Raw genomic sequence first — 26,677 nt, 5'->3', positions numbered from 1 at the left:
TTCTCGTAACTGTTTTTATTTTGCCAACGCCAGCAGCAGTTCCCTGACCACCTTACATGCTGTAGCTGTGGAAACACCGCTTGGATCCAGCATAGGTGCCAGCTCATTGACATCTGCTCCCACAATATTTAATTCTGATACCTTCCGGATAGCATCGAGCAATTCAAGGAAGCTTACGCCTCCTGCCTCCGGTGTACCGGTTCCCGGAAATACAGATGGATCCAGACAGTCCAGATCAATGGTAAAATATACCGGAACCTGCTTCCTGGCCAATTCCTGTACGGTTTCTTCCAGGCATTCAAAGGTAAAGGGATGAAAATCTGTATGCTCTTTTGCAAACCGGAATTCTTCTCTTTCCCCGCTTCGGATACAAAACTGATGTATCCGTCCATCTCCCAGAATATCATAGCATCTGCGGATAACACACGCATGACTTAAATGGGCACCAAGATAATCGTCTCTTAAATCTGCATGCGCATCAAAATGAATAATATGAAGTTCCGGATATCTCCCGGCGACAGCTCTCACAGCAGCCAGTGTCACCAAATGCTCTCCCCCCAGGAGCAGCGGCATTTTTCCCTCCTTCAGGATTTCCTCTGCACGATCCTGTATGTCAGCAAGCGCCTTTTCACTGCTGCCGAAGCAAAGCTCCAGATCTCCACTGTCAAATACCTGGATATCCATAAGGTCACGATCCTGATAAGGGCTGTAGGTTTCCAGTCCAAAGCTTTCATGACGAATGGCAGAAGGACCGAACCTGGCTCCCGGACGAAAGCTTGTGGTCGAATCAAAGGGAGCTCCGTAAAGAACAATTTCTGCTTCCTCAAAACTGCTGTCACAACCGATAAAATTTTCAATATTTGGTAAGATCATAAATCAGTCCTCCACCTCCTGAAGCATTTCCTCAAGAAAAGCCGGAAGATAAAATGCACCTTTGTGAAGCCTTGTAGTATAGTAACGGGTGCGAAGATTCAGTGAATTCCATGCCTTCGGATCCAGGTCATCCACCGGATGATATTTCTTACTTGCAAAGCCAAACAGCCAGTAACCGGCAGCAAAGGTAGGAATGTGAGCCTGGTAAACACGGCTGATCTGGAAAGTACTGGCAATTCTTTTGTGACTGCGCTGCATGGCATGCGCATCTTCGGAATAAAAAGGACTTCCCTGCTGATTAACCATAATTCCATCCGCCTTCAGCGCATTATAGCAGTTTCCGTAAAATTCACGGGTAAATAATCCCTCCGATGGGCCAAAGGGATCCGAGGAATCTACAATAATAAGATCATATTTATTTTCGCAGCGGCGTATATATTTCAACGCATTTTCATAATGAAGATGCACTCTCCTGTCATCCAGCCTGCAGGCATTTCCCGGAAGATATGCGCGACAGGCTTCTACTACCATAGGATCCATCTCCACCAGATCAATATGGCTGACACGATCATACCTGGTCAGTTCACGTACAACTCCTCCGTCTCCTGCTCCGATCACAAGAATATCCTTAGCTTCTTTGTGAACAGCCATAGGTACATGAGTGATCATTTCGTCATAAATAAATTCGTCACGCTCTGTGAGCATTACATTACCGTCCAGTGTGAGCACCCTGCCAAATTCCGGTGTCTCAAAAATATCAATTCTCTGATAGTCACTCTGCTTTGAGTAAAGCTGACGGTTTACCCGGATACTATGCTTCACATCCGGTGTATGAAATTCCGAAAACCACATTTCCATTTTCTTTACCTCCCTGCCAGCACGTTCAAACGCAATATATCCGGATCTTCAGGGCCTGTCATATTGCATCCTTTTGCCTTGGCATATTCAATATAATCCAGGATTTCCGGAGTGATTCGTTCCCCCGGAGCCAAAATCGGGATTCCCGGAGGATAACACATTACAAACTCGCTGCATACTTTGCCTTCGGTTTCTCTGAGAGGAAGGCTGCATTTTTCTGCATAAAAAGCTTCCTGAGGACTTGTCACTACCTGAGGATCGATATATTCCTGATCCAGCAATCCTGATTTATCCTTCTGGAATCGCCTGCGGATCTCCGCAAGAGCACTTACCAGCCGCTCTATTTCCTGGGCACGATCTCCGATTGACAGATAAGCCAGAATATTTCCAATATCACCAAATTCGATCTGAATATCATATTCATCTCTCAATATATCGTAAACCTCGATTCCTGCAAGTCCGATGTCCAGGGTATGTACACTTAATTTCGTAATATCAAAATCAAAAACCGAATCTCCATTCACCAGTTCTTTTCCAAATGCGTAATAGCCGCCAATAGCATTGATCTCTTCCCTTGCATACTCTGCCATATCTGCTACCTGGTGAAAAATCTGGCGTCCTCGCTGTGCAAGATTCCGGCGCGAAATATCAAGACTTGACATCAGAAGATAGCTGCCTGAAGTAGTCTGAGTCAGATTGATGATCTGACGGACATAACCGGCATGAACACCCTGTCCTGTAAGAAGAAGGCTGGACTGGGTCAGGCTTCCGCCGCTTTTATGCATGGATACAGATGCCATATCTGCACCGGCTGCCATTGCCGAAACCGGCAGACCTCCGCCAAAATAAAAATGGGTTCCATGTGCCTCATCTGCCAGACACAGCATTCCTGCTTCATGAGCCATACGTACAATTGCGCGAAGATCACTGCAGATTCCATAATAGGTGGGATTATTCACCAGCACAGCCACCGCATTTGGGTGCTCCTTAATTGCCTTTGCCACCTGTTCACGTCGCATTCCAAGAGAAATTCCAAGTCTCTGATCCACCTCCGGATTCACATAGACCGGGATTGCTCCGCACAGAACCAGCGCATTCAGCACACTTCTGTGGACATTTCGGGGAAGAATGATCTCATCTCCCCTCTTACAAGCAGTTAGCACCATAGTCTGCACTGAGCTTGTAGTTCCTCCAACCATAAGAAATGCATGAGCTGCTCCAAAGGCATCTGCTGCCAGCTCTTCCGCCTCCCGGATCACAGATACGGGATGACAGAGATTATCAAGCGGCTTCATGCTGTTTACATCCACACCTACACATTTTTGTCCCAGAAATTCAGTAAGCTCCGGATTTCCTCTTCCTCTTTTATGTCCCGGCACATCGAAAGGTACTACTCTCATACGCAGGAATTTTTCCAGAGCTTCATGAATTGGAGCATGATTCTGGTCCAGTTTAAAACGACTTCTGTTCATTGCTTCTCCATTTCCAGTTCCTTTATCCGCACAAAAAAAAGCAGGCCGATACAAAACCGTAAACCTGCTTAGATCATTCTTCCAAATTTTATTTTCATCGCATATAAATATGAGAATCCTCATATTTACATGAGATCAAAATCCGGATGATATATGTCAGAGTCTATATAGCAATCATACTTTTACTACTCTTATTGACCGTTTCACAAGTCTGCGCAACAGGCGCATGACGGTTATCAAAGGAACCAACTTATAAAATTTGAGCTTCTAACTCAATCAATAAGGCAACCAAAGTTACCATCAGCGGCAGTGGACCCGGCTGTCCGTATGGCCTTGACTCCAAAATGGAGTGGTCCAAAATAATTGCTTTGAAAAGACTCTTTCTTGTCCTTCAAAATCTTCATAAGCATAGCATATCTGAAAATTCATGTCAACTATCAAAATCGTTTAAATATTTTTAGTATGAACCATTTATAATAATGTCAGAAGGATATTCTTCTCTTGAATCCCTCATATGTCTTTTTTATTGTTATTTATAGATCCGGTAGCCATTCCTTCCGGAGCGTTTTACCTGATAAAGAGCAAGATCTGCTTTTTGATACAGTTCCATAAAGGTATCTCCATCCTGTGGTGCAAAAGCAATTCCTGCACTAAAAGTGAATGTATGCTCTCCCATTCCTTCCATTCGGATCTCCCTGAGATTTTCATGAAGATTTTTTATTCTGCTCTCCATATTTTCCCTGGAACCGATATTACAGAGCAGGATCACAAACTCATCCCCGCCGATACGTCCGATCACATCCTGTTCCCGGAACTGCTCTTTAAGAAAACCTCCCAGCATCCTTAAGACATTATCTCCCATGACATGTCCGTAAACATCATTCACTTCTTTAAAATGATCCATATCCAGGATCAGAAAGCCATGAAAGCCTTCCGGAGCTTTTTCTCTCAGAATAGCATCGATCATCTTCTGCGTATTCTCTCTGTTATAAACGCCTGTAAGTGCATCATGCTGGACAGAACGTACCAATTCCGCTTTCTCCTGATTATTTCTTACAACAATGTACAGAAGCAGGATCAATACCAGAATACAGAAGCTTCCCATAAATATAATTTCATAACCGGAAATAAATTCATACGCCTGCTGTGCATTTTTTACAGGAATTGCGTAACAGATCATCCAGTCATTGTACCCAAGAGGCATATATGCCAGATATCGGTCCTCTTCTTTTCTCTCTTTGAGGCTAAGCTTCACCAGACCTCTTTCGCCAACTTTAAAATCTTCCTGAATATCCTGAAGAGCATGCTTCCCTTTAAGATTTTTTTCTCCGTAATATTTAAAAAGATTGATTCCATATGTGATCTCCGTACCGGACGCCGAACCAATGTCAAAGGCAATGAGCTCTCCATCACTTGTGGTCAGAAAACTGTTTCCCGTTCCGTCAAAAAGATCATTAAAAAGCATATGACTCAGCGCTGTAACATTACAGGATCCGCCCAGAACACCGATCACTTTATGATCTTTGTATATCGGCACGCCTAAAACCACCCTCACTTCATGGTCCACACTGCTCTCCAGGGGATCGCTGATGGTCTGCTCTCCGCTGATGGCCTCCTGAAAATATCTGCGATGAGAAACATTCTTGGTTACTCCATTGTCGTAGTATGCATCTCCATTCTTATCAATAAGAGCAGCCCTCTCCAGGTCTGTTTTTTCATAAATGGATACCAGTCGTTCTTTATTTTCTTCTGAAAAAAGTTCTTCTGATCTTCCCATTGCAGAGGCAATCTCATTCAGATATTGATAATTAATATCCAGTATGGTCCGCAAGTGTTCACTTTGTCTCTGCACATTTATCTTCAAAGTATTCTGAGAATTCACCTGTACAGATCTCTGCACACACTCGAAAAAAATAAGAATCCCTGCTACAACCGCCAAAATAAAAACACCGGTTGCCATAACATAATTTTTTAATTCAAAGTGATTCTTTTTCATATGTTTTCTCCTGATTTAACCTTTTGTGCCATGCATTCTTATTTTACCATAATTTTTGTTTTTTCTCTATAACAAAAAATCTGCAGATTCCAATCATAAGATTGAAAAATGCAGATTTTTTACAACGATATCTGATTATTATGCCTTATTATGCCGCCTTCCGCGACTCACGTCCGGCTTATCTTGCTGCAATAAGAACAACGTTATTTATTTTTCTTTGTGCTTATGATCAGCGGAACAATTTCTCCTTTTTTTACATCCACCAGTCCCTTATCGGTCAGCTTCAGCGCCGGACTTACCGGTAATCCAAGTGTTCCCACTGACATGATCGGATTATTATGCACATATCCCAGATCTGTAAGGCTTTTTCTCACCGCCTTCAATGCAAGGCCATTCTCCCTGATCGATTTTTCGGATAAAAGCCCACATACCGGAAGTGCAAGCTCAGAAAGGATCCTTCCATCTTTTACTGTCAGAAATCCCCCCTGCAGTTCCCGGATCCTGTTTACAGCAAATAACATATCATCCGGAGAGCTTCCTGCTACAAAGAGATTATGATGATCATGAAAATATGTTGTTGCCACAGTTCCCTTTTTCAAGCAGGAGCCTGTAAGAAATCCATAGCCGATATTTCCGTTCTTCCCATGACGTTCCACCACCATAGCCAGAAGACATCCGCTGTTTTCCCAGCAGATCTTTCCGTCTTTCACCGGCATTTCCACCAGTTTTTCAGTAGTATGGGTACGATCCGGATTGACTTCCATCACACGAACCGTTGCATATCCTTCCTGAAAAGGAACATTCACCTGAAAATCCTTCAGAAAAATCTCCGGAAGCTGTACACTCCGGTAAAAATCTGCCGGAAATTCATATGAGGAAGCAGACAGCGGCAACTGCGGTTCATCCTTTACATAAATCGAAACACCATTTTTGAATACAGCTTCCGGTTTAAGAACGGACGGATCTTTAAGCAGCATAAAGTCCGCAAGTTTTCCCGGTGCGATAGCTCCTCTGTCATAAAAATGCATCCGCTGACATGGTGTATATGTGGCACAGTAGATCGCCTGTTCCATCGGAAATCCCATATCGATAGCTTTCTGTACCACTGCATTCAGCGGCCCCTGCTCATACAAAGCATCCGCCATGGTATCATCTGTTACAAAAGAACAATACTCGTAGAGCTGGTTCTGGCAGATATACTCTAGGATTTCCGGTTTCAACATTTTATCCTGGATCTCAAAAAACATTCCGTTTTCGATCCGCTGCTTTACTTCCTCCAGAGTATGTTCCGTGTGATCACCATTGATACCCAGATAAAGAAATTTTGCAAGATCCAGGTCCAGCAATGACGGACAATGTCCCTCGATCACATATCCCGGATGCTCTTTTTTCAGATATTCCAGAAACCGGCTGATCTCCAGATCATTTTCCCGGATGATCTGCCGGTAATTCATGATTTCGCCTACACATACCACATCTTTTTCTTCCAGCAGATGCTTCATTGCATTGTAGTCAATGATTCCACCTGTTGTTTCCAGCTTTTCACTGGTTGACGGAACGCTGCTTGGAATCCCGTAAAAAATATCGATAGGTGCATTCTTTGCCGCAGAGATCATTTCCAGAATCCCTCGGATCCCTTTGACATTGGCCATTTCGTGAGGCTCTGAAACCACCGTCGTCACACCATTTTCTCCTGCACATTTTCCAAAAAAAGCCGGTGTGGTCATAGAACTTTCGATATGCATATGAATATCTGTCAGGCCTGGAATCATGTATGATCCCTTTGCATCGATCACATTGTCAGTCTGAAAATCCGTATCCTGTTTTCTGTCTATGTAATAAAATTTTCCATCTTTCACCGCAACATTGGCAGATATGAATTTCTTAAGATAGGAATTAAATACCTTTGCGTTTTTGATCAGCAGATGAACCTGCTCCATACCATTTCACCATCCTTAGATAATTGAATAAAAATACAACAGACAGACTGCTACCAATACATACATGACCGGTTCAATCTTTTTGATCTTTCCTGCTGCGATCTTCATAACGAGATAAGCCGGAAGCGCCACGCAGATACCATTTGCGATATTATTTGCAAAAATCGTAAAGGTTACACATAAAAATGCCGGAATATACTCTGTAATATCCGAATAATCAATATTTCTCATAGCACCAAGCATATTGATGCCGATATAGATCAGCACCGGACCGGTTGCCGCAGATGGGATCACAAGAGCCAGTGGTGCCAGAAACAGCGAAAGTCCGAAGAAAATGCTTGTAAAAATAACCGTAAGTCCCGTTTTTCCCCCTGCTTCTACGCCTGCAGATGACTCCAGATAAGTAGTAAGACTCGGCATTCCAAACAATGCTCCAAAGCTTGTTGCAATTGCATCTACCTTAAAGCATTTATCAATACCCGGAAGATTTCCATCCTTATCCAGATAGCCTGCCTTTGCTCCCACTCCCAGAACTGTTCCGAATGTAGAAAAGAAATCCGGCACAAACAGAGCGATCAGAAATGGAATATAAGCAAAATTCAGTGCTCCCAGAAAATCAACTTTCAGGAACTGATGGCCGATACCTGCCGGAAATGCAAAAATGGATTCCGGAGCATGTGTAACACCGAAAGGAATTCCTGCCAGAGTAGTCAGCAGGATCGCAAGGATCATACCTCCCGGAATGTTTCGTACCTTGATCACCAGAAGGATCAGAAATCCGATCACTGCTACAATCACAGATGGAGATGCAAGATTTCCGAAGGAAAGACAGTTTTTTGCATCATTTGCCACGATCAGTCCACAGTTTTTTGCACCAAGAAGTGCGATAAACAGACCAATACCTGCACTAACCGCATGTTTCAGGCTTACCGGGATCACACGTACCACTGCTTCTCTCAGACCAAAGAATGAAATTATGATAAAAAGAACACCACTCCAGAATATCACACCTGCTGCGATCGGCATACTTACGCCTTCATTAGTGATCATAGACGCGATGATTCCCACACTTCCGAGTCCCGGTGCCAAAGCAAACGGACGATTAGTGACCAAAGCCATTGCACAGCTAGTCAAAATGATCAGAAGGATCATAGCTGTCAGAGTCGTATGTTTGTCATAACCGGCACCTGCCAGAATATTTGGAATCGTGGCCAGCACATATGCCATAGTTACAAAGGTTGTCAGTCCTGCCAGAAGTTCTGTTTTTATATTTGTATTGAACTCAGACAGTCTGAACTGTTTTTCCAACCAGTTTTTCATTTGTTTTCCCCCTTGATATGATGATAGGAAGTATTGTAAAATACACATATTAGGAAGTCAAATTCATATTATACATAAAAATTATGCCAAAATGGAATAGTTGGAGGAAAACATGAACTATCATGAACTGAAGTACATTCTCTGCATTGCTAAATATCAGAATCTTACAAAAGCCGCACAGGAGCTTTATATTTCCCAGCCAACCCTAACCAAGCATCTCCAGAAGCTGGAACGGGAAATGGGGACCAAGCTATTCAGCCGCAGCGGAAACAGCTATACACCTACCTTTGCAGGCCGCAAATATATGCAGTATGCCCGAAAGATCCTGCAGATACGACAGGACTGGGAAAAAGAGCTGAAAGATCTTACAGAAAATAATGAAGGAGAACTGAACGTTGCTTTCCCACTGATGAGGAGTACCTGTATGGTTCCTCAGATCATGACCTCTTTTTTTCAAAAATATCCTAAAGTAAAGGTCAATATCTTGGAAGAGGCATATTCCATCCAAGAAAAACTTCTTCTCAATGATCAGCTTGATTTTGGCATTTTCAATGAAGTACATAAACACCCTAAGCTGGAATACGAACTGCTGAAAAAGGAAGAGATCCTTCTGATCATGCATCCGGAGCACCCATTGGCTGCTGCCGGCAGTGTATCCACTCACAGCATATACCCGAAGCTTGATCTCTCACTTCTGGCAGAAGAGCCTTTTATCCTGCATTTTCCGGAACAGACTACCGGACAGCTTTCGCTGGAAGCATTGAAAGCTGCCCATATCAAGCCTTATGTGCCAATTCAGAGCCGCAACACAGAAACCTGCGTCAAGCTCTGCATGCAAGGACTTGGTATGTGTTTCACCCCGGAAACTTATGTCCAAAATATGGACCTCCCTGTAAAACCAGCCTGTTTTTCCATTGGTGAAGATGGGGTTTTCAGCACACTGACAATTGCGTACCGAAGAGGTACCTATCTTCCACAGTACGCCCGGGATTTTATATGTACTGCGAGGAATGTCCTGTAGGGTTTTGATCTACATATGTTGAAGCAAAAGATCTTCTGTTCAGAAGGAATGTTTTTGTTGCATTATTCTGAATATTCCTGTAAAATCAGCACAATAATCAAAACTTAAGAGCGTAACGTACAAGGGCGTACAGCACATGTTTCCTATGTCGGTACTGCCATTGCTCTTGGTGATCCCGGTACATTCCTTGGATGGGCATATTATGGCGAGCGATGCGTGGAGTATTTTTCCGGTAAAAAGGGACTCATCCCTTATCGTGTGCTGTTTATAATACATCCTGCGCTTTCATCTCTTCGGACACAGCAATATATTCTTTGCTGTTTTCCACGATGCCAAGCTTCTCTTCCCAGGTAAGGTTTCGTTTGATCCTGGCCGGACTTCCCATTACCAGAGAGCCATCCGGGATCACCGTATTCTTAGTCACAAGGCTTCCGGCTCCTATGATACAGTCATTTCCGATTCTTGCACCATCCAGGATCACGGATCCCATTCCAATCAGTGTCCGGTCTCCGATAGTACATCCATGGAGCACCGCATTATGCCCTACAGTAACATTGTTTCCGATATGGACCGGCATGTTGTGGCTCACATGAATAGTACAATTTTCCTGGATATTGGTTTCTTCTCCGATTACTATCGGAGCATCATCTCCGCGGAGCACCGCATAATATAATACACAGCTGTCACGGCCGATCGTTACATTTCCAAGGATCACAGACTGCTTTGCGATCCTGGCACCTTCTGCGATCTTTACATTTTTATAATTCATTTTACCTCCTGAATCTGCTTTCCCTGTACAGGATTCTGCCATATGATATTTCTGATCATGGGTTCTATACGCAACAGCAATTCCTTTTTATCCCATATTATATTTTGTCCGGATCACAATATCTGTATACTGATATTCCTTTTCCGGTGCCTTGCTGTCAAAGAGAAGCTGGAACAAAATAGTCACCGGGGAATGTCCCTGTACAGCTGCATCCTGACCGATAAGGAAATTGATCGTCCCCTCTTTCAGCCATTTCAGATTTTCTTCCAGGAAATCATTGGCGATCACATGCATGGTTTTATCCTTTCCAAGCTTCTGCAAGGTCTGGCAGACACCCTTTACACCATGACCTGTAATATAGATACCGGTCAGCTCCGGATAAAGTTCCAGAAGTTCTTCCACGATCTTGGATGCCACCCATTCGTCATCATAGGAATACCTTATATCCACGATCTCAGTTCCCGGAAAGCTTTCTTTGATTTCTGTTGAAAATCCCTTCTGCCTGCTGATCAGGCCAGGATTGGCAACCTGTCCGGAAATTATGGCAACCTGCCCGGTTCCGCCTGTCATCTCTCCCATCAGGCCTGCTGCCGTACGACCGGCCTGAAAGGTATCCTGTCCCACAAAGCATAACCTCTTTGTATCTTCCAGATCTGCATTAAAGGTAACTACCGGAATTCCATACTCTTCCTGATACTGATCGATCCTCGCTCTCAAAAGCTGATCCTCTGATGGAGTCAGCGCAATTCCATTAAAGCCCTTTTCCCGGAGCTCTTCCATTGCAGCCATTACTTTTTCCGGTTCCACGCCTTCGATCTCATAGATCTTTACTGTTCCGCCAAAACTCTCCACTTCTTCTTTTGCTTCCAGGACCCCCTTTAAAACCTGCTGCATAAAAGGAGTCTCCATATACTGAAGAATCACACCGATACGGATCTTCCTCTTTGCCATGGCAAGGGCACGACCGGCACGGCTGGGCTGATATCCCATCTCCCGGGCGATCCTTTTGATCCTTTCCTCTACTTCCGGACGGATACGGCCTCTGTTATTCAGTGCTCTGTCCACAGTGCCCCTCGAAACTCCTGCTGCTTCCGCAATCTGTTGTAATGTTACTGCCATATTTTACCCTCCAAAACCTCTCCTGTGTGATTTGTGTTCACGAGCACGCTCTTTTATCTCATTATACACATTTACACTTTCTCAGGCAATCCCTGATTTCATTATTTTTATAATTTCCCTTTACGATCAGACATGCCCGGCATAACCAGGTGCATTACCTCAGCCAAAAATGCTTCCGAAAAAATCTCCGGAAGCATTTTTATCATTGCAAAACGGATCCCTTTGTCAGTCCAGAAGCTCCTGTACCATCTCAGGGGTAAAGGTTACAGCCTTCACATGATCTACCTCGATCTGATACAGGGCATTGGCTGCAATATGCTCCGCAGCCTGCTCCAGATCACGGATTCCTGTGGTATCTTCAAATTTCTTAATTACTGCGTCCAGCGCCTCATCCGTTACGATACATTCTTCCTGTTTCAGGCTCATACGTTTCAAAACCTTGGGAAGCGCAAATCTAGAAAAGATGATCTTCTTTTCCTCCGGTGTGTAATCCGGAATATCGATCACTGCAAAACGTGACATCAGAGGTGCGCTGATCTGTGCCTTATCATTGGCTGTGGCAATGGGATAGACACCAACTGTCGGAACCATACATTCCATATAGTTATCTGTAAAACCAAGGTTATCCAGCAATGTCAGAAGCACGTCTGCCGGATTTCCGTTTCCTTTACCTGATGCAGCCTTGTCAAGCTCATTGATGATAAATACCAGATTGGATTCTCCTGCCATGGAAAAAGCCTCCATGATGATTCCCGGCTTGGCATTTGCATAGACACGAGAGCTTCCGGTAAGCTGTTCCGGATCATTGATAGAACTCATATCCAGGGTTGTCCACGGCATTTTCAGGATTCTTGCAACTGCATAAGCGATCTGAGATTTACCGGTACCTGCCGGTCCTACAAGAAGCAGTCCGTAAGCAGGAAGTGTATGGGTACGGTTGATCTGAATGATCGTCTCAATGATCCTCTGTTTTACACGCTCCATTCCATAAAGCTCCTCATCCAGGATACGGCGTGCTTCCTTCGGATCAATAGACTCAAAATAATTATGCTTCCACTGAATATTCATCATGATGGAAAGTGCTCTCTGGGCATGGCGTCTTTCCTCCTGAGAAACCTCATGAGAACGGGCAACTGCCAGATTTCTTCTTGCCCAGAGACGGATATTATCAGGCATAGTCTTTCCGGCACAGTTCATAAAGTCGGTGATACTCTGAATACTGGTAAGCTTCATATCGTCACCGTCTTCTTCCTCCTCATCGTTCTCATTTTCTTCTGCCGGCGCACTGCTTGCAAACAGACGCTCGATCATAAACTGAAGAAATCCGTCCTCAGCAGAAAGCTTGGTGCCTCCGCCAAAAGCGATCTCTCGGATTTTGTAAACGGCATATCCTTCTTCTGTATTCTGTCCGGAAAGACGGATGTTGATATGATTTTCTCCGAGCCATTTGATCAGGCTTGTAAAACGTGAATCGATCTTCAGGATGTCTGCCGGGAAAACACCGTCCTCTTCCTTAAACTCAAATGCAGTCCGCTTCGCAGGATTGGAAAAATATCCACAGGAATGATGTTTCCACTCTCTTTTGCTGTTGTCCAGGATCAGCACCGGTTTCTCCGGCGTGGCTTTTGTTTCATTGGAACGAAACGTTATATATGTGCACTGGCGTTTTGTCTCTTTTTTATCTGCCGGTGCTGCGCTGAAATCAAAAACTGGCATACTTTTTACTCCTCTTTCTCTGAAAAATATCTCCATTCAGTTTATCATGGATTGGAAATCTCAACAACCGCTGATACAATTTTTTACACATTTTTGTATTCGTCATTTTTCCGTAAGTTGTTTAAACAATTTTGCAGTTTGCCGATTGACACTGCCTGTAAACTATGTTATCGTGCAATCATGTCTGCTTTCATTTTTTACAAAAGCTGACACAGTTACCATATATGTGATTTACCGTTTTTCACATCATTGTAATTGTATTTTTTTGGAGGAGGAAATGAGGAATCAACTTTCACAGCGGGATGATTTTTATCCACAGATCGTTAAGCTTGTCATCCCCATCATCATTCAGAACCTATTAAGTGCAGCGGTCAATTCTGCCGACGTTATCATGCTGAACTTTGTAGGTCAGTCGTCCATCTCCGCAGTATCCCTGGCAGCAAATTATTCCAATATCCTGTTTATGGTATATTACGGTCTTGGTACGGGAGCAACCCTGCTTTGTGCCCAGTATTATGGAAAGGGAGATTACAAAGCCATTCAGATCATCGAGGGAATCGCTCTTCGTTTTTCCATGATCATCTCTGTTCTCGTGGCGCTCGTTGCATTTACCATGCCACAGATGATGATGAAACTATTCACCAATGATCCGGAGCTTCTGGCCATCGGTTCTTCCTATATCCGCATTATGGGTATCACCTATATCTGCTGGGGTATGACAGAGGTTTATCTGGCTGTTCTTCGAAGCATTGGCCGGGTAACTACCAGCATGGCGATGAATATGCTGGCATTTGGACTGAATATCCTTTTGAATGCGACTTTTATCTTCGGATTGTTCGGAGCACCCAAGCTTGGTGCTACCGGTGTGGCTATCGCTACTGCACTTTCCAGAATGATCGAGCTGTTCGCCTGTTTTATTGTTTCTGCTTTCAGCAAAAATGTCCGACTGGATCTTCGATGTATGTTCATAAAAAACAAACTTCTGTTCAGTGATTTCGTGCGGCTTTCCCTGCCGGCTCTTGGTAATGATATTTCCTGGAGTATTGGTTTTTCCATGTACTCTGTGATCCTGGGGCATCTTGGTACGGATGCGGTTGCTGCCAATTCTCTGGTTGTAGTAGTCCGTAATATCGGCTCTGTTTTCTGTTTCGGTATTGCCAGTGCAGGAGGTATTCTTCTTGGCAATGTTATGGGGCAGGGTGATCTGGAACGTTCCAGGCGTTATGCTTCCAAAACACTGAAGCTTACTGTTATTGCAGGTTTTTTTGGCGGACTTATCGTTCTTGCCATCACACCGTTCGTAATGAGATTTGCGTCCCTGACACCCACTGCCATGCATTATCTGAAATATATGCTTCTGATCAACAGCTACTATATTATGGGGTCTGCCGTAAATACAACCCTGATCGCCGGTGTGTTCCGGGCAGGTGGTGATACAAAGTTTGGTCTGATCTGTGATACTATTGATATGTGGGTATATGCAGTACCCCTTGGATTTTTCGCTGCTTTTGTACTGAAGCTGCCGGTTATGTGGGTGTATTTTCTGCTCTGTACGGATGAATTTGTGAAGTGGCCATGGGTGATCAAAAGGTATCTTAGTGGGAAATGGGCTAAAAATATTACCCGTGAGAACATATTTGAAAATAAATAGAATATGATTGCCTTTTAGACGGCTGGAACCTGTGTTATTTTTCAAAAATTCGCTGTTTGAGCGAAGAAAGTCTCCGGACTTTTGAAAAGTAGCTTTAGCAGATTCCAGCCGTTCCTCAACTACATCTGCAGTCCTTCTATCACCTTCTCTGTCAGACACACAACACTTTCCTGTACCTCCCGGATCTCCTTCTCTGAAATACCCTCCTTATGAAATCCCCCGGTGCAAACCACTCTCTTTCCCAGCTCTTTCGAAACCTTCTCCGCCATCCACCGGCAGATCACCTCGTCCTTATGTCCCGGAAAATTCAAAACTGAAGAAGTCGCGCTCACAGAACCATCTCCTGTCAGAGACACTCTCGGTTCCGTCTGCACCACACATCCCAGATGAGGCTTTTCTCCTCCTTTCAGGCAGATAAGCACATCCTCTCCGACAAATGCAGCACTGACCTCCAGCTCACAGTCTGCAGTCTCCACACACTCCATTACAATCCATTCCATCTGCGATACTCCTTTGCTTCAATTCCAAACGGTTCCAAAAGCTTTGCCGCCATATGATATACCATATCATCAATATTTTCCGGTTTATGATAAAACGTCAGCATCGGTGGAATGATACGCACTCCCGGAAGCATAGAAAGCTCATAAAGATTTCGGAGATGAATCCCGCTTAACGGTGTTTCTCTGGCTGCCAGCACCAGTGTTCTCTGTTCCTTGACCGTCACATCTGCCGCACGCAGAATAAGATTATCCGCATAGCCACTGTGGATCCCCGCGACCGTCTTCATGCTGCAGGGCACGATCAGCATCCCCTCTGTTTTGAAAGAACCACTGGCCGGTTTTGCCCCGATCTCTCCCGGTGCACATACATGATCTGCCAACCGTTTCACATCCTCCGGTTCCAGCTCCGTCTCCTGGCGAAGAGTCAGCTCTGCACTGGAACTCATGATCAGATACGACTCAAAATCCGAATTCTCCCGGATGATCTCCAGACATTTTACAAGAAGCGGCAGGCCGCTTGCACCTGTCGCACCAACTATAATTCTCTTTTTCATTTTTTCAGCCATTTCTCCGGATCCAGTTCCATAAAACGGGCTCTGTGAAAATCTTCCTTCAGATCATAAGGCACCGTACAGTCAAAAATAGTCTTGCATGCAATCCCATGATCACGGATACTTGGAGAAAATGCAGGATCATTGGACGGATCAAGAGGATGACAACGGACACCCGGAATGGTGATCACATCCACATCTCCCTGGAATCTTGTATTCATCGCCCAAAGTACGTCATTCATATCAAAGCAGTCCACATCTTCATCTACCAGAAATACATTTTTCAACTCACTGAAGGCGGAAAATGCAAGAAGTGCAGCCTGACGCTGTCTTCCCTCATCACTTTGAGAAAGCTTTTTAAACTGAAGGACAGCCATATACTTTCCACCGCCGGCACTGCTGCAGTATACGTTTTGAAGTCTTCCAGGCATTGCTTTTTCCACCATACCATAGATGCTGGCCTCTGTAGGGATTCCCGCCATGGATACGTGCTCCTCACTTGGCCCGATACAGGTCTGCATGATCGGATTTTCACGATGTGTCACTGCTGTAACCTTGATCAGCCAGCACTGATCACTTGCAGGCCCTGTATATCCCGGAAACTCCGGCATGGCGTATCCGGTATTGCTGTTCTGATCTTCCTTTACACGCACACCTGGGATTACTTCTCCCTCGATCACGTATTCCGCATTGGCGATGGCACGCTCGTTAACGGTTAAACATTTACAGAGTTCCACCGGCTCTTTGCGCAGTGCACCGGCTACAGACAGCTCATCATACCCCAGTGGTGTTGTAGGCGGCTCAAAACAGGAACCGATCTCAATAGCAGGATCAACTCCGATACTGATAGAAATCGGCAGCCTTTGTCCCAGCTCCTCAGCACGCTCTGCCATTGCTCCGATATGTCTGGCACCAGGTGTAAAGAAAATGGAAAGCTCATCTTTTCCCTGAATGCATAGACGGTGAATGGTCACATCGTGAACTCCTGTATCCGGATGTGTGGCGTAGCACATGCCAAGTGTGATATACGGGCCCGCATCATCTGGCGTATTCGTTGGCGCAGGAACCAATTTATAAAGGTCAAAATCCGGATCTGCAGCCTTATGCACCACCTGCTGACACGGTGCATCTCCTTCAATATCTACCGGTGGAATTGGATTCTCCACGCTTTTGCAGAGCATCTTTCCAAGATTTTCCGGCTGAGTGTCAAGTAAAGCAGCAACTCTTTTTCTGCTTGCCAGAAGACCGATAGCGACCCTTGCATCCGGGTGTCCTTTTATACGATTAAAGATCATGGCAGGCCCTTCCTTTGTAGGACGCTTCACCGTTCCACCGGCTCCTACATAACGATATACCCCTGCAAGCTCTGCCATCGGATCAACTTCCACCTCTGTTTCGATCAGCTGGTTCGGCATCTGCTCCAGAAGTGCCAGGGCACTTCTCAGATCTCTTACTTTTTCTGCCATAAAAACCTCCTGCATTATCTTTATTTTTTCATATTATTTTATCTCTTTTTAATATGGTGAATCAATTCTTTCTATGATATAATTGTTTCCAATATGGAATGATTCGTCACTATTTTCTAAAAGGCAGGTGTTACCATGACTCTTGAACAGATCGACTATTTTATCTGTACAGCTCAATCCCGGACTTTTTTTGATGCTGCAGAAGCTATGCATATCTCCCAGTCCTCCCTTTCCAAGCAGATCATGAAACTGGAAAAAGAACTGGAGCTTACCTTATGGGACCGCAGCAAGCGTACTGCTGTGCTTACTCCTGAGGGAGAGTTTTTTTACAAAGAAGCACTTAAGATTTCCAGACAGTATCATCGTTCTCTGGAAGCAGTGTACCATTTTAAGGATAGTAAGCTCCAGGCACTTCATATTGGAACACTTCCTTTTCTTTCTCAGTACCATCTTACTTCTGTGATACACAGTTTTTGTGATACACACCCGGAGCTTTCCTTTTCTCTGAAGGAGGTGGAAGACGAAGAACTTCTCTCCGGTCTTGAAAAAGACATTTTTAATCTGATCTTTGTACGAAAACATATGATAGACCCGGAGCTCTATACTTTTCACGCTCTCACAGAAGACCGTCTGGTTGCTGTTTTTCCTGAAGCTCATCCTTCTGCGTCCAAAAAATCGGTCACTCTTTCTGAACTGAAAAAAGAGACTTTTATCCTGATGCCTCCGCACACTTCCATTTACCGTTTCTGTATGCAAAGTTTTCATAATGCAGGGATCCACCCTCAGCTTCTGCGTACTGCCCGTGCAGAATCTATTGTCAGCGCAGTGGAAATTGGCGAAGGGATCAGTCTCCTTACAGAAAGCAGCTTTCAGTTCTTTCGTCAGCCTTCACTTGTTGCTGTCCCGATTAATGGACTGGAAAAGCTATCCGTTGGAATTGCCCATAAAAAAAATATGGCTCTCACAACCTCTGCAGAATGTTTTCTGCAGTTTGTGAAAAGCCATATGTAAGATATTTTTTCTATAATCCAAGCATCATTCCCACACCATGTACCGCAAATGCAACGATCCATGCAGTGGCACACTGTACTGCTACAATACCAGCGGCAGCTCTTACAGTTCCCATCTCCCGCCGCACAGTTGCAATAGCTGCAACACAGGGTGTATAGAGCAAGGTAAAGATCAAAAATACGTAAGCAGTAAACGGCGTAAACAAATCCTGAAGCAATGCCGTATTTCCGCCCAGAAGAACTGTCAGCGTAGACACAACACTCTCTTTTGCCATAAAGCCAGTGATCAATGCAGTGGATACTCTCCAGTCACCAAAGCCCAGCGGTGCAAAAAGTGGTGCCACGATGCTTCCGATCTGTGCCAGAAGGCTCTGATCTGTGCTGGCAACAAGGTTAAGACCTGCATCAAAATTCTGCAGGAACCACACGATCAGCGTTGCCGCAAAAATAATTGTAAACGCTTTCTGGATAAAGTCCTTCGCCTTTTCCCATATCAGCTGTCCTACACTTTTTGCAGAAGGAAGCCGGTAATTGGGAAGCTCCATTACAAACGGAACCGGCTCTCCCCTGTATTTCGTCTTTTTCAGGACCAGAGCATACAGGATCCCACAGAGAATTCCTGCAAAATAAAGGCTGATCATCACAACTCCTCTCCACTGCTTCGGAAAAAATGCACTGGTGAGAAGTCCGTAGATCGGAAGCTTGGCACTGCAGCTCATAAACGGCGTAAGCAGGATCGTCATTTTCCGATCACGTTCACTGGATAATGTTCTGGTTGCCATAATAGCCGGCACCGAACAGCCGAATCCGATCAGCATCGGCACAAAGCTTCTTCCGGAAAGTCCGATCTTTCGAAGAAGCTTGTCCATAACAAAGGCTACACGAGCCATATATCCGGTATCTTCCAGGATTGACAGAAAGAAAAACAAAGTAACGATCGTGGGAAGAAATCCGATCACGCTTCCGATACCGCTTAAAATTCCATCCACAACCAATGACTGCAGTACTGAGCTGACACCCGCTGTCTCCAGTCCCCTGCCAATAAGTGCAATTACCCAGTTCACGACCATGCTCATTCCGTCTGAAAGCCAGGCTCCCAGATAATTGAACGTCATCACAAATACAATGGCCATAATTCCCACAAAACAGGGAATTGCTGTATATTTTCCGGTAAGGATATGATCTATGGCGACACTTCGTTTATGTTCACGGCTTTCTGCCGGTTTTACCACAGTTTTCTCGCAAAGCTTTTCGATAAAATTGAAGCGCATGTTCGCAAGAGCTGCCTCACGGTCCAGACCGCCATCCTTCTCCATAACATGTACCAGACCATCAAGAACCTTTTTTTCACCTTCAGGCAAAGCCAGACGTTTTTCGATCAGAGAATCTTTCTCTACGATCTTCGTAGCTGCAAAGCGTACAGGAAGTCCTGCTTTTTTTGCATAGGGTTCGATCAGATGAACGGCTGCATGGATACATCTGTGAAGTGCACCTACCGGATCCTTCGGTGACTGATTGTCAGTACAGAAATCAATTCTTCCCGGTGCTTCTCTGTATCTTGCAACATGGACTGCATGATCGATCAGCTCATCAATTCCTTCATTCTTCGCTGCTGAAATAGGTACAACCGGAATTCCTAAAATCTCCTCCAGTTCATTGATCCGAACAGAGCCTCCATTTGCCCTTACCTCATCCATCATATTTAAGGCCAGCACCATTGGGATTCCAAGCTCCATTAGCTGCATGGTAAGATAAAGATTTCTCTCAATATTGGAAGCATCTACAATATTAATGATTCCTGTCGGCTTCTCATTCAGCAGAAAATCTCTTGTTACGATCTCCTCGCTGGAATACGGGGAAAGTGAATAGATTCCAGGAAGATCCGTTACCGTTGCCTCCGGATGCCTCCGGATGCTTCCTTCTTTCTTGTCAACAGTTACACCCGGAAAGTTACCAACATGCTGATTGGAACCTGTCAACTGGTTAAAAAGAGTTGTCTTTCCACAATTCTGATTACCTGCCAGTGCAAACGTGATCGGTTCCCCCTTGGGAATCGTATCACCGATCCGGTTCTTACGATAATCTCGAGCCTTTCCAAGTTCTCCCACACCAGGATGAGCAATCGGCTGATGCCGTTCATTTTCTTTCTTCGTCTCCGTCATGGATTCGATTGATACGATCTCAATCTTTGCAGCTTCCGCCAACCGCAATGTCAGCTCATATCCGCGCAGCACAAGCTGTACCGGATCTCCCATAGGAGCTGTTTTACGAAGAGACACTTCTGTCCCCGGTGTAAGCCCCATATCCAGAAGATGATGTCTCAGCTCCCCCTCGCCACGAACACTGATGATTCTGCCACATTCTCCAGTCTTTAATTTGTCCAGTGTCATATTGTCACCTCATCATAAGTACAATTTACATGGTCAATACATACATCTGTATTATCCACTGGTATAAATGTAACACAATTTAAGTTGTTTGACAATAACTGATTAATCTGATAAGTTTCGTATAAATAATGTTAATTCAAAAGTTATTTATCATTAACTTTTAATTATTTTCTCATTTTAGTGCAATTCGTATTTGATAAACAAGCACCTTCATCTTTTCTTGCAGACATACGATAACATGCATGTATATTCTCGTACTCAAAAAAGCACAGACGACATATTATTGTCGTCTGTGCTTTTTTATTGCTTTGAACCGCTTCGGTGAATCCTTACTCACCAATTAACCAATTGTACATTTCCTCATACTGACGTGCGGAATTATTCCAGGAAAAATCTGCAGCCATCGCGCGGTCTACCATTTTATTCCATTCACGTTTCTTGTCATAATATACACTCTCTGCATAACGGATCGTAGCAAGCATTTCATGTGCATTATAATTTACGAAGGAGAATCCTGTTCCGGTTCCCTCGAATTCATTGTACGGGACAACTGTATCCTTCAGACCACCGGTCTCTCTGACGATCGGAAGGGTTCCATAACGAAGGCTCATCAACTGGCTCAAGCCACATGGTTCGAACAGTGATGGCATCAGAAATGCGTCAGATGCTGCATAAATTCTGTGAGACATTGCTTCATCATAATAGATCTGTGCGGAAACCTTACCATGATACTTCCAGTCAAAATGACGGAACATATTCTCATAACGTTCCTCACCGGTACCAAGCGCAACGATCTGTACCGCATCCTGACACAGTTCATCCATGATATAAGCAATCAGATCAAATCCCTTCTGGTCTGTCAGACGGGATACAATGCCGATCATCATAGCTTTCGGATCCTGCTCAAGTCCAAGATCTTTCTGAAGCTGTATCTTATTCTTGATCTTCTCTTTGCGGAAGTTCTTTGCATTGTAGTTTCTGGTGATATTCGGATCTGTCTCCGGATTGAATTCATTGTAATCAATACCATTTACAATACCGCGCAGGCTGTTGGCTCTCGCATTGAGAAGTCCGTCCAGCTTCTCACCATAAAACGGTGTCTTGATTTCTTCTGCATAGGTATTACTTACTGTGGTAATGGCATCTGCAAATACCATACCGCCCTTCAGGAAGTTTGCGTCCTTGTATGCTTCCAGTTTATCCGGTGCAAAGTAGTAATCGGAAAGGCCTGTGATATCCTTAACAGTCTTAACATCCCATACACCCTGAAATTTCAGGTTATGTATTGTCATAACAGTCTTGATTCCACGGAAGAATTCATTCTCCTGGAAAGAATCGTGAAGGTAAACCGGAACAAGTCCTGTCTGCCAGTCATGACAGTGAATGATATCCGGTCTGAATCCGATCACTGGAAGAACCGATAACACAGCTTTGGAAAAGAAAGCAAATTTCTCAAGATCCCATGGTGCACTGTCATATGGTTTCGGACCGCTGAAATAATATTCATTGTCGATGAAGTAAAACTGGATGCCGTCATACTGCATCTGCATAATACCTACATAGCAGTTCTTAAATCCCAGATCCATATAAAAATGGGTCACATACTCCATTTTGTCTTTCCATTCCTGTTTCATGCAGGCATATTTAGGTAAGATCACGCGGATATCAAAATATTTTTTGTCAAAGCACTTAGGCAGTGAGCCGGCAACATCAGCGAGTCCTCCTGTTTTGATAAAAGGTACTGCTTCTGATGTAGCAAACAGAATTTTTTTCATCTGTATTCCCCTCCCTGGGTACACCCGTTTTTATTTATGATTATACTCCAAAATTCATCTAATTTAAAGACCGATTTTTATATTCCAGTCTGATTTTATCTGCGATCAGTGCTATAAATTCAGAATTCGTGGGTTTCCCTTTTCCGGTGCTTACAGTATATCCAAACAATTCATCAATGGTATCCATCTTTCCCCGGCTCCATGCCACCTCGATCGCATGTCGGATCGCCCGCTCCACTCTGCTCGGTGTTGTCTGATGGCGTTTCGCAATGGTTGGATATAATACCTTGGTAATGGAATTGAGCATTTCTATGTCATTGACAGACAAAATGATCGCATCCCTTAAATACTGATACCCTTTGATGTGTGCCGGAACTCCGATCTCATGAATGATATTCGTCACATCGGTTTCCAGATTCCTCTCCGGCTGAGGCTTTTTGGTTTCTGTGATACCTGGCCTTGCAATCTCCCGCACTCTTCTGTCCCCGATCTTCCGAATATGTTTGATCCGGTTTAAAAGTGTAGTGTTGTCAAAAGGCTTCAAAACATAATAGTCTGCTCCAAGACTGAATGCATCCTCTGTAATCCTCTCCTGTCCAATTGCAGATAATACGATAAACACTGGAACTTTTTTGACATTTGCGTTATGGGAAAATTTCTCCATAACGGAAAGACCGTCCATCTTCGGCATAATGATGTCGAGAATTACCACATCCGGCTCCTTATCTTTGATTATGTTACAGATTTCTTCTCCGTTGTGTGCTTTTCCGACCAGTTCAAGGTCTTTATCTTCTTCGATCATCTGACCGAGCATGTCTGTCATTTTCGCGTTATCATCAGCAATTGCAACATTTAATTTGTCCATGAGGACCCTCCTAACTTCTATCTCCTTGGGTTTCCAGACATCCCCCCCGTCACCACGGCAGTAACCGACACTGTTAGCTGCCTGCGCTTTCCCCTTGCTGGCGACAAAATTATTATAGTAGAAATCCCGTAGTAAAATCAAGATAAAAGTAGTTATTTTATCACACTTTCGTACGATATTTTTCGACATTTTTTCTCTTATATATCACAAAATTCACCAAAATGCAGGTATTTCAATCTGTATCCGGCATTTTTCCCCATATAAAAAAGAGGCACTTTTCCCGGACTTTTTCCATGTTTTTTGTGCCTCTTTCCTCAACTGCAGATTATGCATTGCCTGTCATATTTTCAATAAAAATCCCATATCCGCCGGTAGAATCCTGCACGAATACATGAGTCACGGCACCAAAGAGTTTTCCATTCTGGAGCACAGGACTTCCAGACATTCCCTGAACGATCCCACCTGTTTTTTCCAGGAGTTCCTTATCTGTGATCTGGATCACGAAGCTTTTATTAGAATCCTCATGGTTCATATCGATCCTGGTGATCTCTGCGGCATATTCTTTTACTTCGCCGTCTGTGCAGCAGAGAACAGATGCGGGTCCAATTTTCAGATCCTGTTTGTAACCTACAGGAAGCTTCTTCAGATCCAGATTTTTCACCTGGTCAGCATCCACAGTTCCAAAAATACCGTTTTTACTGTTTTTGGAAATCTCACCCAGAATATTACCGGCTTCGTATCGGATCAGACCGGATAGTTCTCCGGGATTTCCCTTTTCTCCTTTCCGAATCCCCAGGATCTGGGCATTGTAAAGATTTCCATCTGCGATGCTTAAAAGTTCGCCGGTATCCACATCGCTGATCCCGTGACCAAGAGCACCGAACTCTCCATTTTCATCCACATAAGTCAGAGTTCCGATTCCCTGTGTATCGTCCCTCACCCAGATCCCAAGCTTGTATTTTCCTTTCTCATCTTTCACCGGAGTCAGGGACAGGGGAATCGTCTCTTTTCCCCGGCGGACTTTCAGCGTCACAGATCCTCCGCAAAGATCTGCCATATCCTCCAGAAGATCCTGCTTACACTGGATCCGGTTCTGATCAAAAGCCACAATATAATCTCCCGGCTTTACAATGTCCCGGGCCGGTTCTTCCATCTCGCCACTTTCCGAAAGGATCTCGCCTGTATCAATGATCAGAACTCCTTTCGTCTGCATATAAATGCCTACTGCATCTCCGCTTGCATATACTTCTTTCGCAGTTATATTTTTCACTTTCACATCCTTAAAAGGAATCACTCCCAGGAGTCTGCAGTGTAACTTATAGCTGTCTTTCCCTGAAACTGTAATAGCATCATCAAAGCTGATAAAAGGGCGCTTAAGAATACTAGCTACTTCCCGGCTGTCCTCATGATCCACCAGGATCTGATCCGGGATCTTCCTGTCCAGAAGCCGGTATCCCAGCCATCCCATCAGAATCAGATCTAGCGCAAGAAATACAAGTAGCAAACATCGGTATTTTCTTTTTCTGTTCATCTTACGTCACATCCTTTGTAATTTTCTGATACAAGCAAATCCCCTCCCACTGCTTATTGCTTTTCGCAATTGAAGCAGGGGACTGACTTGATTCGGTTAAAAAAGAGGACTGACCTTTCGGCCGTCCTCTCTTAGTATGTAACGTATAAATTATTTCAGTCTTGTATTTTTTTGTTGCTGTGCCAATTCCTTCATCTCTCTTGCATTTCCAAGAACAGCTGGAGTGATCTGGGCACCGCCCAGAAGTCTGGCAAGCTCACGGACAGATTTCTCTCCTTCCAGAGGATGGATCTGGGTGATGGTTTCAGTTCCCTCTACATGTTTCTCGATCTCAAAATGGGTATCTGCCATTGCGGCGATCTGTGGAAGATGTGTGATACAAAGCACCTGCCTGTGCTGTCCGATCACTGCCATTTTTTCAGAAACCTTCTGTGCAGTACGCCCACTGATCCCTGTATCGATCTCATCGAAGATCAGTGTATCAATCTGATCTTTATCTGCAAGGATTGCTTTGATGGCAAGCATGATTCTGGAAAGCTCACCACCGGATACGATCTGTCCCAGCGGTTTTCTGCTCTCACCTGGATTTGTGGAAATCTCATATTCCACCGAATCATAACCATTATCTGTATAATTTTTTCTGCGGTCAAAACGGATAGAAAAATCCACATCCTCAAAATTCAGTTCCTTCAATCCTTCGATAATCTTTTCATCCAGCTGTTTACTGTATTTTTTCCGGATTTCTGAAAGTTCATACGAAGCTTCCTCAAGAATCTTTTCTGCCTGCATAAGTTTTTCTTTCAGTAACCGGAAATTTTCTTCGAATCTTTGAAGTTTTTCTAATTTTTTCTGCTGTTCCTTCTGATAAGACAAAATTTCCTGGATCGTCTGTCCATACTTTGCCTTCAGATTATTGACCAGATCCAGTCTTTTTTCTGTTTCAAAAAAAGTTTCTTCGTCAAAAGTAAGACTATCCATATAAGAGGACAGATCACGGCAGAAGTCACCGAGAAGTGAATCGATTTCCACAAGAGCTTCCTGTAAAGGTGCAAGATCCTTATCGTAATCTGCAATTCTTGAAAACTCTTTCAAGGCATTTCCGGTCATATCTGCGGCGCCCTGTTCATATCCGGTCATCCCACGGACCATTTGTGCTGTTTCCATGATCCTTCTGGCATTGCTCAGCTTCCGGTAGCGGTCCTCCAGTGTTTCGTCCTCTCCCGGAATAAGAGCTGCCTCCTCGATCTCATTGATCTCAAATTCCAGAAAGGCTTTTTCACGGTTGCGCTGTTCCTCATCCATATCCAGTGCTTTCAGCTGATCCACACAGTCCCGATACTCCTGATAAGCTTTCCGGACCTTCTCTCTGGCAGGAAGGATCTGTTCTTTTCCGTATACATCCAAAATAGCCAGCTGGCGGTCTCCATAAAGAAGTGACTGATGCTCATGCTGTCCGTGAATGTCCAGAAGACAGGCTGCTGCGGCTTTCATCTGGCTGACAGTACTTGTCTCTCCGTTGATCTTGTTGATACTTCTGCCGTCCATGATCTTACGGGACATCAGCACCTGTCCGTCTTCCGGATAGATGTCAAGCGCCGCAAGGGACTCTCTGGCTTTCGTGTTTTCAACCTGAAACAGCAACTCTACCAGGGCATAGGAAGCATTTTCACGAATCATGCTTCTGGAAGTTTTTCCACCCAGGATGAGCTGTATGGATCCTAACAGAATGGATTTTCCGGCTCCGGTCTCACCGGTTAAGATATTTAAGCCCGGTCCGAATTCCACCTCTGATTCCTCTATCAGTGCAAGGTTTTTTACATGCAGATGTACTAACATTGATTTCCTTTCTGGTAT

The 26,677-nt window shown here is 44.3% G+C and carries 20 protein-coding genes; 3 read left to right on the top strand and 17 right to left on the bottom strand.

Annotated elements, in window-relative coordinates:
- Positions 1-15 precede the first annotated feature (15 nt).
- From speB to DWX61_RS07205, 6 genes are all read right to left on the bottom strand, one after another.
- A complete protein-coding gene (gene speB / locus DWX61_RS07230) occupies positions 16-873 on the bottom strand; it encodes an agmatinase (RefSeq protein WP_118624503.1) in 858 nt (285 codons plus the stop codon).
- Positions 874-876: 3 nt separating this feature from the next.
- Positions 877-1,731, bottom strand: a complete 855-nt coding sequence (gene speE / locus DWX61_RS07225; RefSeq protein WP_118513292.1) for a polyamine aminopropyltransferase — start codon at positions 1,729-1,731, stop codon at positions 877-879.
- Positions 1,732-1,736: 5 nt separating this feature from the next.
- On the bottom strand, positions 1,737-3,203 hold the full coding sequence (locus tag DWX61_RS07220) for an aminotransferase class I/II-fold pyridoxal phosphate-dependent enzyme (RefSeq protein ID WP_118624593.1): 1,467 nt from the start codon (positions 3,201-3,203) through the stop codon (positions 1,737-1,739).
- A 529-nt stretch (positions 3,204-3,732) separates the two neighbouring features.
- Positions 3,733-5,199 carry a sensor domain-containing diguanylate cyclase gene (locus tag DWX61_RS07215; RefSeq protein WP_118624501.1) on the bottom strand — a complete coding sequence of 489 codons (1,467 nt, stop codon included), beginning with the start codon at positions 5,197-5,199 and terminating at the stop codon, positions 3,733-3,735.
- A 203-nt stretch (positions 5,200-5,402) separates the two neighbouring features.
- The gene (locus DWX61_RS07210; RefSeq protein ID WP_118624499.1) at positions 5,403-7,139 is read right to left on the bottom strand and encodes an adenine deaminase C-terminal domain-containing protein; all 1,737 of its coding nucleotides are present in this window, start codon (positions 7,137-7,139) and stop codon (positions 5,403-5,405) included.
- A gap of 15 nt (positions 7,140-7,154) precedes the next feature.
- Entirely contained in the window at positions 7,155-8,459 is a 1,305-nt protein-coding gene (locus tag DWX61_RS07205; protein WP_118624497.1) for an NCS2 family permease, read from the bottom strand.
- A 112-nt stretch (positions 8,460-8,571) separates the two neighbouring features.
- Here DWX61_RS07205 and DWX61_RS07200 point away from each other — a divergent pair, with 112 nt between their 5' ends.
- Positions 8,572-9,480 (top strand): LysR family transcriptional regulator, encoded by a 909-nt coding sequence (locus DWX61_RS07200; RefSeq protein WP_118513296.1) that lies wholly within the window; start codon positions 8,572-8,574, stop codon positions 9,478-9,480.
- A gap of 265 nt (positions 9,481-9,745) precedes the next feature.
- Here the strand turns inward: DWX61_RS07200 and DWX61_RS07195 are convergent, their stop codons facing one another.
- The 3 genes from DWX61_RS07195 to DWX61_RS07185 form a co-directional block, all read right to left on the bottom strand.
- Positions 9,746-10,249 carry a gamma carbonic anhydrase family protein gene (locus DWX61_RS07195; RefSeq protein ID WP_118513297.1) on the bottom strand — a complete coding sequence of 168 codons (504 nt, stop codon included), beginning with the start codon at positions 10,247-10,249 and terminating at the stop codon, positions 9,746-9,748.
- Between the two features lie 87 nt (positions 10,250-10,336).
- Complete coding sequence (locus DWX61_RS07190) at positions 10,337-11,368, bottom strand: LacI family DNA-binding transcriptional regulator (RefSeq protein ID WP_118513298.1); 1,032 nt, start codon at positions 11,366-11,368, stop codon at positions 10,337-10,339.
- Positions 11,369-11,593: 225 nt separating this feature from the next.
- Complete coding sequence (locus DWX61_RS07185) at positions 11,594-13,084, bottom strand: AAA family ATPase (protein WP_118513299.1); 1,491 nt, start codon at positions 13,082-13,084, stop codon at positions 11,594-11,596.
- Positions 13,085-13,361: 277 nt separating this feature from the next.
- Here DWX61_RS07185 and DWX61_RS07180 point away from each other — a divergent pair, with 277 nt between their 5' ends.
- A complete protein-coding gene (locus tag DWX61_RS07180; protein ID WP_118513300.1) occupies positions 13,362-14,735 on the top strand; it encodes an MATE family efflux transporter in 1,374 nt (457 codons plus the stop codon).
- 119 nt (positions 14,736-14,854) lie between these two features.
- Here the strand turns inward: DWX61_RS07180 and lpdD are convergent, their stop codons facing one another.
- The 3 genes from lpdD to DWX61_RS07165 are packed head-to-tail and all read right to left on the bottom strand — an operon-like array spanning position 14,855 to position 17,252.
- Positions 14,855-15,235, bottom strand: coding sequence for a prenylated flavin chaperone LpdD (gene lpdD, locus DWX61_RS07175; protein ID WP_118624495.1), 381 nt, complete (start codon positions 15,233-15,235; stop codon positions 14,855-14,857).
- Positions 15,220-15,789, bottom strand: coding sequence for a UbiX family flavin prenyltransferase (locus DWX61_RS07170; protein ID WP_182433961.1), 570 nt, complete (start codon positions 15,787-15,789; stop codon positions 15,220-15,222). The genes lpdD and DWX61_RS07170 overlap by 16 nt, the downstream gene beginning before the upstream one ends.
- The gene (locus DWX61_RS07165; protein WP_118624491.1) at positions 15,786-17,252 is read right to left on the bottom strand and encodes a UbiD family decarboxylase; all 1,467 of its coding nucleotides are present in this window, start codon (positions 17,250-17,252) and stop codon (positions 15,786-15,788) included. Before DWX61_RS07165 ends, DWX61_RS07170 begins: the two co-directional genes overlap by 4 nt.
- A gap of 135 nt (positions 17,253-17,387) precedes the next feature.
- Between DWX61_RS07165 and DWX61_RS07160 the strand changes: the two genes are divergently transcribed.
- Positions 17,388-18,263: a LysR family transcriptional regulator gene (locus tag DWX61_RS07160; RefSeq protein ID WP_118624489.1), complete on the top strand. Its 876-nt coding sequence runs from the start codon at positions 17,388-17,390 to the stop codon at positions 18,261-18,263.
- A gap of 10 nt (positions 18,264-18,273) precedes the next feature.
- Here the strand turns inward: DWX61_RS07160 and feoB are convergent, their stop codons facing one another.
- The 5 genes from feoB to recN form a co-directional block, all read right to left on the bottom strand.
- Positions 18,274-20,652 carry a ferrous iron transport protein B gene (gene feoB / locus DWX61_RS07155; RefSeq protein ID WP_118624487.1) on the bottom strand — a complete coding sequence of 793 codons (2,379 nt, stop codon included), beginning with the start codon at positions 20,650-20,652 and terminating at the stop codon, positions 18,274-18,276.
- 329 nt (positions 20,653-20,981) lie between these two features.
- On the bottom strand, positions 20,982-22,427 hold the full coding sequence (glgA, locus tag DWX61_RS07150; RefSeq protein ID WP_118513306.1) for a glycogen synthase GlgA: 1,446 nt from the start codon (positions 22,425-22,427) through the stop codon (positions 20,982-20,984).
- 58 nt (positions 22,428-22,485) lie between these two features.
- The gene (spo0A, locus tag DWX61_RS07145) at positions 22,486-23,292 is read right to left on the bottom strand and encodes a sporulation transcription factor Spo0A (RefSeq protein ID WP_118513307.1); all 807 of its coding nucleotides are present in this window, start codon (positions 23,290-23,292) and stop codon (positions 22,486-22,488) included.
- Between the two features lie 325 nt (positions 23,293-23,617).
- Positions 23,618-24,823 (bottom strand): SpoIVB peptidase, encoded by a 1,206-nt coding sequence (gene spoIVB, locus DWX61_RS07140; protein ID WP_118513308.1) that lies wholly within the window; start codon positions 24,821-24,823, stop codon positions 23,618-23,620.
- Between the two features lie 150 nt (positions 24,824-24,973).
- Positions 24,974-26,659, bottom strand: coding sequence for a DNA repair protein RecN (gene recN, locus DWX61_RS07135; protein WP_118624485.1), 1,686 nt, complete (start codon positions 26,657-26,659; stop codon positions 24,974-24,976).
- Positions 26,660-26,677 lie beyond the last annotated feature (18 nt).

It is taken from the genome of Ruminococcus sp. AF20-12LB, from assembly GCF_003478985.1.
In the GTDB taxonomy this organism is placed as follows: Bacteria; Bacillota; Clostridia; order Lachnospirales; family Lachnospiraceae; genus Blautia_A.
The sequence above is the reverse complement of the archived record's forward strand: the minus strand, read 5'-3'. Positions and strand labels throughout refer to the sequence as shown.